The organism is Comamonas antarctica, from assembly GCF_013363755.1.
In the GTDB taxonomy this organism is placed as follows: domain Bacteria; phylum Pseudomonadota; class Gammaproteobacteria; order Burkholderiales; family Burkholderiaceae_C; genus Comamonas; species Comamonas antarctica.
The window spans coordinates 1343594-1352500 of the sequence record NZ_CP054840.1 but is presented as its reverse complement, the minus strand read 5'-3'; the positions used below and the strand labels follow the sequence as shown (position 1 = coordinate 1352500).

Annotated in this window: 9 protein-coding genes, 1 tRNA gene and 1 riboswitch (1 of these 11 running past the window's edge); of the genes, 2 read left to right on the top strand and 8 right to left on the bottom strand. The window is 63.9% G+C overall.

Annotation, left to right across the window (positions count from 1 at the left end; translation table 11 throughout):
- The 5 genes from HUK68_RS06395 to HUK68_RS06375 all read right to left on the bottom strand — a co-directional run.
- A protein-coding gene (locus HUK68_RS06395; protein WP_175503449.1) for a Re/Si-specific NAD(P)(+) transhydrogenase subunit alpha crosses the window boundary here: on the bottom strand, window positions 1-914 show its 5' portion. 205 nt of this gene lie to the left of the window's left edge; only the first 914 of its 1119 coding nucleotides appear in the window; the start codon lies at window positions 912-914; the stop codon falls past the left edge of the window.
- Between the two features lie 172 nt (window positions 915-1086).
- The gene (locus HUK68_RS06390) at window positions 1087-2412 is read right to left on the bottom strand and encodes a serine hydrolase domain-containing protein (RefSeq protein ID WP_175503448.1); all 1326 of its coding nucleotides are present in this window, start codon (window positions 2410-2412) and stop codon (window positions 1087-1089) included.
- Window positions 2413-2507: 95 nt separating this feature from the next.
- The gene (locus HUK68_RS06385) at window positions 2508-2996 is read right to left on the bottom strand and encodes a DUF421 domain-containing protein (protein ID WP_175503447.1); all 489 of its coding nucleotides are present in this window, start codon (window positions 2994-2996) and stop codon (window positions 2508-2510) included.
- A gap of 23 nt (window positions 2997-3019) precedes the next feature.
- A complete protein-coding gene (locus HUK68_RS06380; RefSeq protein ID WP_208458686.1) occupies window positions 3020-3274 on the bottom strand; it encodes a hypothetical protein in 255 nt (84 codons plus the stop codon).
- Between the two features lie 22 nt (window positions 3275-3296).
- The gene (locus tag HUK68_RS06375; protein WP_175503445.1) at window positions 3297-4463 is read right to left on the bottom strand and encodes a zinc-dependent alcohol dehydrogenase; all 1167 of its coding nucleotides are present in this window, start codon (window positions 4461-4463) and stop codon (window positions 3297-3299) included.
- Window positions 4464-4743: 280 nt separating this feature from the next.
- On the opposite strand from HUK68_RS06375, the gene HUK68_RS06370 reads away from it, so the two are divergent.
- On the top strand, window positions 4744-5268 hold the full coding sequence (locus tag HUK68_RS06370; RefSeq protein ID WP_175503444.1) for a low affinity iron permease family protein: 525 nt from the start codon (window positions 4744-4746) through the stop codon (window positions 5266-5268).
- Between the two features lie 5 nt (window positions 5269-5273).
- Here the strand turns inward: HUK68_RS06370 and HUK68_RS06365 are convergent, their stop codons facing one another.
- The gene (locus HUK68_RS06365) at window positions 5274-5645 is read right to left on the bottom strand and encodes a hypothetical protein (RefSeq protein WP_175503443.1); all 372 of its coding nucleotides are present in this window, start codon (window positions 5643-5645) and stop codon (window positions 5274-5276) included.
- A gap of 336 nt (window positions 5646-5981) precedes the next feature.
- Between HUK68_RS06365 and HUK68_RS06360 the strand changes: the two genes are divergently transcribed.
- Entirely contained in the window at window positions 5982-7844 is a 1863-nt protein-coding gene (locus tag HUK68_RS06360) for a sensor domain-containing phosphodiesterase (RefSeq protein WP_244146272.1), read from the top strand.
- Here the strand turns inward: HUK68_RS06360 and mntP are convergent.
- Window positions 7841-8422 carry a manganese efflux pump MntP gene (gene mntP / locus HUK68_RS06355; RefSeq protein ID WP_175503442.1) on the bottom strand — a complete coding sequence of 194 codons (582 nt, stop codon included), beginning with the start codon at window positions 8420-8422 and terminating at the stop codon, window positions 7841-7843. The two genes, HUK68_RS06360 and mntP, sit on opposite strands and share 4 nt — an antisense overlap.
- 20 nt (window positions 8423-8442) lie before the next feature.
- Window positions 8443-8606, bottom strand: a riboswitch (yybP-ykoY riboswitch).
- A 173-nt stretch (window positions 8607-8779) separates the two neighbouring features.
- Window positions 8780-8872, bottom strand: a tRNA-Ser gene (locus tag HUK68_RS06350).
- Window positions 8873-8907 lie beyond the last annotated feature (35 nt).

The following is an 8907-nucleotide window of genomic DNA, read 5'->3' as shown; positions in this document are numbered from 1 at the left end:
ACGGTCTGATCGGCCTCGGTCAGCGGGCAGTTGCCGCCCTGCGCCGCAGCCAGATCGACGATGACCGACCCGGGCTTCATCGACTGCACCATTTCCTCGGTGACCAGCACCGGCGCCGCACGCCCTGGAATCAATGCGGTGGTGATGACCACATCGGCCAAGGCCACGCGCTTGGCCACTTCGGCCTTCTGGCGCTCGAGCCAGCTCGCAGGCATGGGCCGCGCGTAGCCGCCCACGCCTTCCGCAGCTTCACGCTCCTCGGCGGTTTCGTAGGGCACCTCGATGAACTTCGCGCCCAGCGACTCGACCTGCTCCTTGACGCTGGGACGCACATCGGATGCTTCGATGACCGCACCGAGGCGCTTGGCCGTGGCAATGGCCTGCAGGCCGGCGACGCCCACGCCCAGCACCACCACCCGCGCGGCCTTGACGGTGCCGGCGGCGGTCATCAGCATGGGGAAAAAGCGCTGGTAGGCGTTGGCCGCGATCATCACTGCCTTGTAGCCCGCGATATTGGCCTGGGAAGACAGCACATCCATGCTTTGCGCGCGCGTGGTGCGCGGCGCAGCTTCAAGTGCATAGGCGGTGACGCCCGCGGCGGCCAGACGCTGCAGCCCGGCCTGGTCGAAGGGGTTGAGCATGCCGACCACCGTGGTGCCTGCGCGCAGCCAAGCCGCTTCCTGCTGCGTCGGCCCGCGCACCTTGAGCAGCAGTTGGGCGTCCCAGGCATGCGCCGCATCGCAGACTTCGGCGCCGGCGGCGGCATAGGCCTCATCGGTCACGCTGGCGGCCAGCCCGGCCCCCGACTCGACGCGCAACACATGCCCAAGGGCCGTGAGTTTCTTGACTGTCTCCGGAGTCACGGCAACGCGGGCCTCGCCCGCCACCGTCTCGCTGGGTACGCCTATCAGCATCGGTAGTCCTCTCAAGTTGGTTTTTCAACGCATCGCCGGCTTGGCTGCCAGCGTGCGCCTTGTTTTCCATGTTCTTGCGGGAGCACTGCAAAGTGATGGCCGGGCCAAGCCCGCGCCCGCACTGCGCCGTGCCATCTTACCCGGTGCCCCGGATGGCGCCGCAGCGCGGGCGTCAACGCAGTGTTGTCAGCAGATGGCGCGCGATAGCGTCGAACGCAGGCAGTGTGACCGGATCGTTGGCCGAATTGCTTGCCACCGGATGCGATGCATAGCGCACGATGACGACGGCCGCCTCGGGGTTCACGTAGATGCGCTGCCCGTGCACGCCACGCGCCATGAAGGCGCCATCGGCCTGGTGCGTGACCCACCACATGTTGCGGTAGCTCCACCCCGGCAGCAGCGCATAGCCGGCCCGCGCAAACGCCGCGCGATCGCCGCCGCGCCGGATGTCGTCGACCACGGCACGCGCAATGATCTGCTGCCCCTGGAAGCGCCCGTGGTTGCGCAGCAGCTCGCCAAAGCGCGCGAGGTCGCGCAATCCGGTATTGAGACCTCCGCCTGCAAACGGTGTACCCGTCGAATCGACGGTGATGTAGGCGTCCTGCTCCGCCCCGATGCGGCTCCAGATGCGCTCGGACAGCAGTTCGGCGACATTGCGCCCGGTGGCGCGCGCAATGATCCAGCCGAGCGCGTCGGAATTGACCGTCTTGTAGGCAAATGCAGCGCCATGCTCGCCTTCGGGACGCACGGTCTGCAGGTACTCATGGTAGCTGCGCGGCCCCGCGTAGTCTTTCGGCTTGGGCAACGGACTGCCGGCCTGGGAAAAGGCCCAGACCTCGGCCTTGGGGTCGGCATAGTCCTCGCTGTATTGCAGCCCTGTGGTCATGTCGAGCACCTGGCGCACGGTGGCATCGCCAAAAGCCGATGAAGCGAGCTCGGGCACGTAGTCGGACACGCGCCGGTTCTCATCCAGCCGGCCTTCGGCCACCAGCATCGCGCCCAGCGTGCCGGTCACCGATTTGGTCACCGACATCGCGGCGTGCTGGCCGCGTTCGTCCAGTGCGCCGAAATAGCGCTCATAGACAATGCGTCCCTTATGCAGCACGACGATGCCATCGGTGTAGTTGGCGGCCAGCGATTGGGCCCAGGTCATGGGAGCTGCTCCGCCCAGGGGCGTGAACTGCACAGCGTCGAGATCCGCGCGCAGCGCGCGCGCCAGCGGCACGGGCGCGCCCAGGCCGCGCGAGATATTGAGCGTCGGCATCAATTGCCGAAAGTGCGCGACGCTCCAGCGCAGGGCCGGAAACTGGAAATAGCTGCCATCATCGAAGCGCAATTGCCGCTCGGGCGGCGGCGGCGCTCCAACCATCCAGCCGAGACGCACGGGATCGCTGGCCTCGGCATCCAGCACCTCGGCCTGCGCCGCACGCAGCGCGCTTGAAGCGGACAGCGCCAGCAGCGCGGCCGCGACCGTCAATGTCGAAAAGGGAGAGCGCATGGAGCCTCCTTTCAATGCATTTGCAAATGGAAGGCCCCAGTGTCTGCAGCGCAGCCCGGTTTCGTCAACCGGGTTGCAGACGCGACGCGACGCTTTCAGCTGCGCGCGGCCGCGTCAGCGTCGCCCGAGTGCTGCAGGATGCTGATCTTTCCGTCAGCTTCCAAGAAGGCGTACTTCATGTCCTGTCGATCACAGTCGGCTTCACGCAATGCACGTTCCACGTCGCACATCGGCATGTGGTGGCGTTTGAGCACCTCCGCAAAGATCTCGCCATCCCGGCCAATGAGCACCGGCCGCCCCTCGATCCAGTTCTGGGCGCGCTGGCTGCGCGCCGTGATGAAGGCCACCAGCAGGTTGAGGGCGATGAGTGTTGCCGCCGAGATCAGCCCGCCAAAGACCGACTCCTCGCCGCCCGACAGCCCGTTCGACACCGCCTCGCTCAACAGCATCACCACCAGCAGATCGAACGGCGTGAACTGGCCGACGGTGCGATGGCCGGACACACGCATCAGCAGCAGCAGCACCAGATACACCAGGCTGGCGCGCAGTGGAAGCTCCCACCACGGCCCATCAAGCTCGAACATGGATTCCTCCAAAAGAATGGAACTCAGCCGGGCTCACAGACCTCTTCCTTCCCGGTCTTCAACAGGCCTCGGACGTTCATGGCGGCAAGGCACAGCTGCAATGCAACCAGGGCAGCCGCCTGGGTGTGGATGCCCCATACCGACCAGAGCACATTGCTGAAAAGAAAAACCCAGAACCCCCGGTTGCGGCGCTCTGGCGACGAGGATGCCACCAACCATGCCGCCGCGACCGAAGCAACAAACGCAGGCCACTGCAGGAGGTCCAGCCATTCACTCATGCCCATGCTCCTTGCCGCAATCTCAAGGCGTGAGCACCACCTTGCGGCACTCATCCTCCTGGTTGTTGAAGATCTCGTAGCCGCGCGCTGCGTCGGAAAGCTTCATGCGGTGGGAGATGATGACATCAGGCCGCATCTGACCATTGGCAATGTGTTCGAGCAGTTGCGGCATGAATTGCTGGGCATGGGTCTGGCCCATCTTGAAGGTCAGCCCCTTGTCGAATGCGTCGCCGAACAGGAAGCCGTGGATGAACCCCGCATAGACGCCCGGCACGCTCACCACGCCGCCGCGGCGTGTCGCGGCAATGCACTGGCGCAGCGCCTTGCCGCTCGAGCCTTCGAGCTTGACCGCGGTCAGCGCGGTTTCAATGGCGCTGCCCTTGGCCTCGAAACCGACGGCCTCGATGCTGGCATCGACGCCATGCCCCTGCGTCGCCTGCAGGATGATCTCGGCGGGATCGTCTTCGCGCTCGAAATTGATCGGAATCACGCCATAGGTGGCCTGCGCGAACTGCAGCCGGTAGTCGTTGTCGTCGATCATGAAGATCTGCTCGGCACCGAGAAAACGCGCGCAGAGTGCGCTCATCAGGCCTACCGGCCCCGCGCCAAAGATGGCCACCGAGGAGCCCGGCTTGACCGCGGCATTCACTGCGGCCTGGTAGCCCGTGGGCAGGATGTCCGACAGGAACAGCACCTGCTCGTCGGACAGACCGCTGTCGGCGATCCTGAGCGGGCCGACGTTGGCCTTGGGCACGCGCACATACTCGGCCTGGCCACCCGCATAGCCGCCATAGAGATGGCTGTAGCCGAACAGGCCCGCGCCAGGCGTGGCGCTCTTCTTGTTGATGATCGCGCCGCGGCCGGTGTTGGTGGTTTCGCAGGCCGCAAACAAGGTCTTGTTGCAATAGAAGCAGGAGCCACAGGCAATGACGAACGGCACGACGACACGGTCGCCGGGGCGCAGGTCGGTCACGCCGGCACCGACCTCCTCCACGACGCCCATGAACTCATGGCCGAGGATGTCTCCATCCTTCATGTCGGGGATCTTGCCGCGGAAGATGTGCAAATCGGAGCCGCAGATGGCGGTGGCGGTGACGCGCAGTATCAGGTCGTCGCTGGCCGCGAGGACCGGGTCCGGAACGTTTTCGACACGTACATCCTTTGCTCCTTGATAGGTGAGTGCTTTCATGGTGCTTTCCAAAAATGGTGGAGGAAACGCGGGCGTCAGAGCCATCGCTTACGGACCACCTACTGTGGACAGGTAGCCCTGCGCACGGTGTAGGACCCTGGCCCCTGCGCAGTAAGCCAACTTCCTGACCTTCATCCTCCACGCCGGCGGCCAGAATGGGCCCTGCCGGCCTGCCAACCTCCGGGAGCGGATGCCGGCGCTGGAGCACGTACAAAAAGGGCGCAACGTCGCGGCTGCCTGTCGTTGCAAACCCTGACATCAACACGAGAAGGAAGTGGTCATGCCAGAACAGACACTTGAAAAACCAGACGCCAGCGATGAATTGGGTTCCATGCCGTCGACCAACAGCGCGTCCTATGCCGCGCATTCCGGCCTGCAGACGGCTTTCGACCACTTTGCTTCCCGGGTCACGCGCTGGGCGGGTTCCCCCGCGATGTTCTGCCTGGCGCTCACGCTGGTGGTGATCTGGGCACTCACAGGACCGATGTTCGGCTTTTCCGAGGTCTGGCAACTGGTCATCAATACCGCGACCACGATCGTCACCTTCCTGATGGTGTTCCTGATCCAGCAGAGCCAGAACAAGGACAGCGTTGCCATCCACCTCAAGCTCAACGAACTGCTGGCCGCCAACCGGCATGCGAGCAACCGCATGATCGGTATCGAGGACCTCGATGAACAGGACCTGCGCGAGGTCGCCGATTTCTATGTGCGGCTGGCCGATCGTGCGCGCCAGTCCGGCAACCAGAACAAGCCCTGCTCCATCGACGATGTCGGCATGCCAGCCTCCATCAACCGGCCCCAATAGCCGCTTCAGCAGCGCAGCCGGTATTGCTGGTCTCTTGCATTCTTGCGTTCGCGCCGCACCCGATCCAGGTCGTGATACCGGCTGCCGGCGCGGCCCATGCTGTCAAGGGCTTTCACGTGTTCTTCAAGCGCAGTGCAAGTGCCGTTGACGGGTGGCGACGGCAACCGAGGCGCCGGCGATGGAGATTGCACCAGCGCGGCCGGGGGCTGCAGTGCCGACCGGTGCGCCTGCCTGGCCGCGGCCACCTGCTCCTCCCAGGAGATGTGGGTCGGCACACGTTCGATGCGTTCGATCCGCCAACCATGCTCGGCGCAATGCGCCGAACTCCAGTAGTTCTGCCCAGGCGGTGCACTGCACAGATAGATCTCGCGCGACATAGGCCCACGCGGGTCGCTCACCACCGGGGCTGTGTCGATCACTTGCCCACCCTTGCAGGGAGTGTGCGAGTAGCTGTTGCCGCAACGGTAGACCTGCGCATGCCCGGCGCCAGCTCCACACAGGATCCCTATGCCCAGCGCAATGCGCACAACCACCAAAAGGTTCAAAGCCATCTGCCGGAAAGAGTGAAGGCCGTTCTGCGCCGCCGATCCAGCGACGGGCAAAAGGAACGAAGCCGGACATGGGCAGGGGCACCCGGCCAACTGTGCCTATATGTTACATAAAACCCGGGGAAAAGGATGACTTTTCAGGAATGACTGCAACCGCGATACTGCATGTTCGACGATCGAACCCATTGCACAAGAGGATGCATGCTGGAAGTCTCTATCTGTGTAGCTCCATCCCTGACCTCGTCTGAGTTGCCGCTCCATGAACAGGAACGGCTTTTCTTTGTGCGTTCCACCGGGCTTCTCGACACAAAAGCCAGCGAGGCCTTCGACCGGCTTACCCGTCTTGCTGCTTCGCTGCTGCAAGTGCCGATGGCAGCCATCTCCATCGTGGATGAGAGCCGGCAGTGGTTCAAATCCCGCGTCGGCATCGACGAAGCTGAAACCGCGCGCAGCGATTCCTTTTGCACCCATACCATCGAGACCTCCAGCGTCCTGGTGGTGGAGGATGCGCTGCTCGATCCCCGGTTTGCCGACAACCGCATGGTGACCGGTGCCCCGGGCATACGCTTCTATGCCGGTGTACCGCTGCAGCTGCCTTCGGGTCATACGCTCGGCAGCCTGTGTGTGATCGACACGCGACCGAGGAAGTTCAGCCAGCAGCAGATCGCTCTGCTGCGTGATTTCGCCGCCATGGTCATGGCGCAGATCGACCTGCACCAAATGGCAGGACGGGTCAACGAAGTGACTCGGCTGCCCAATCGCGCGCAGCTTGCAGATGACCTGGCCGCGGCCTGCCTCGCCACACCGGGCCGGCCCGCAACCTTGATGCTGCTGGAGGTCATGAGCAACACGCAGCTGCAATCCGCGGTGCGGGCCGTGGGCATCCGACCTCTCGAAGTGGCACTTCGAAGCATCGCCACGATTCTGATGGCGGCCCTGCCTCCCGACGTCGACCTCTACCACGTGGGCGAAACCCGGTTTGCGGTGATCTATGACGCGGGTTCCAGCAGTGGCGAGGAAGACATTGCCACGGCGTTGCTGTCCCGCATGAGCAAGCCCTTCGTGACCGAGGGCGGCATCACGGTGCAGCTGGCGATGCACGCCGGACTGGTGCACTTCCATCACACCCAAGCCGAAATCGCCGACGTGCTGCGCATGGCCACGACCGCGCTTTACCAGGCCGAGGCCGAGCAGCGCCCCTGGGCCCGGTACTCCGCGGAATTCGACATGCCGCACAGGCGCGCCTTCGCGCTGCTGCGCGCGATTCCTGCGAGCCTGGCCAACGGCGAGTTCCGGCTGGTCTACCAGCCAAAACTGAACCTGCATACCGCGAGGATCTCAGGCGTCGAGGCGCTGGCGCGCTGGCGCCACCCGCAGTTTGGCGAGGTATCGCCGGCCGAGTTCATCGACTTGATGGAGCGGACCACGCTGATCCACGACTTCACCGAGTGGGTCTTGCACAAGGCGCTGGAGCAGCTGTCGATCTGGCGCGCGCGGGGCCTGGACCTGACGATTGCAGTGAACGTGTCGTCGCGCAATCTCGAGCATCCGATGTTCCTGCACATGCTGCGCAATGCCTGCGCGCTGCATGGCGTCCATCCCAAGAGCCTGCGCCTCGAATGCACGGAAAACGCGGTGATGACAGGTACGCGGACCGCGACCACGCTGGCGGCCGTACGCGCGATGGATATCTGCATTTCGCTGGACGACTTCGGCGTGGGCTACAGCAACCTGTCATGCCTGCATTCCCTGCCCGTCGAGATCCTGAAGCTGGACCAGTCGCTGATCAAACCGATAGCCAACGATGAACGCGCATTCACGCTCATCCAATCGTTGATCAGCATGGGCCATGCACTCGGCTACCAAATGCTCGCCGAAGGCGTCGAGACGGCAGAAGTGCTGGACCTGCTGAAGCACCATGGCTGCGACGCCGCCCAGGGCTACTACATCTCCCGCCCGCTCGAGGCCGACGCCATCCCGGAGTTTCTAAAGGCCTCGCGCGGCCCGCATGTCGACGGGATGCCTTAGCCAGGAACCCAGATCGCGCTGAGATGCTCATAGAGGATCACCGCGCCGATGCCCATCAGCAGCACGCCTCCCAGCGCTTCGGCCCAGCGGCCGGCAATGTGGCCCAGCAGCCGTCCGACCATCACGCCCAGCGTGACCATCAGGAAGGTAGCCAAGCCGATCGTGATGGCCACCGTTGCAATGCTCACATCCAGGAAGGCCAGCCCCACGCCCACCGCCATCGCATCGATGCTGGTGGCAAAGCCCGTGGCCACCAGCAGCCAGAAGCCATGCCTTGCAGGCTTGCTCATTTCCTCTTCATCAGAAGCCTTGAGGGCACCCAGCAGCATCCTGCCGCCCAGCACCATCAGCAGCGTGAAGGCGATCCAGTGGTCCCAGGCCTTGACGTAATCGGAGGCCGCATAGCCCAGCGCCCAGCCCACGATCGGCGTGAGCGCCTCGATGACGCCAAAGATCGCGCCGGTTCTCAGCGCTTCGGACCAACGGGGTTTGATCAGTGCAGAGCCTTTGCCGACCGCGGCCGCAAAGGCATCGGTGGACATGGCAAAGGCAAGAAGCAGGATGGAAGCAGCATTCATCGCAGATGTTCGTTCTACCGGCCGGGCAAAGGCACACCAGCATTCCACCACTGCCCGACCAGCGTTGCGGTGAAATGCCGATGGTCTCGCCAACCGTCAGACGGCTGCCGGCGCCACAGCATGCGAAATGCCGAGTATGTTGACGCGGGCGCTTCCGGGGCGGAAGCAGGCTACTCCCCAAGGGAAGCCCAGAGTGTAACGGCGCACAAGGCGCAGGTCATCCATGCCCCCAGGCGGTGGCAGCTTATGGGGAATGACTCGCATCTGCATCGAACCGGCGGCAATGGCAGGCACCTCGCGAGCAGCTGTGACAAAGGAAAAAGCCTCAAGCGATTGCTCGCTTGAGGCTTTAGGTCCTGGCGGAAACGGAGGGATTCGAACCCTCGATGAGGCTCTACACCCCATACTCCCTTAGCAGGGGAGCACCTTCGGCCACTCGGTCACGTTTCCAATACAGCGATTGTAACCCGAGTTTTTTACGACTT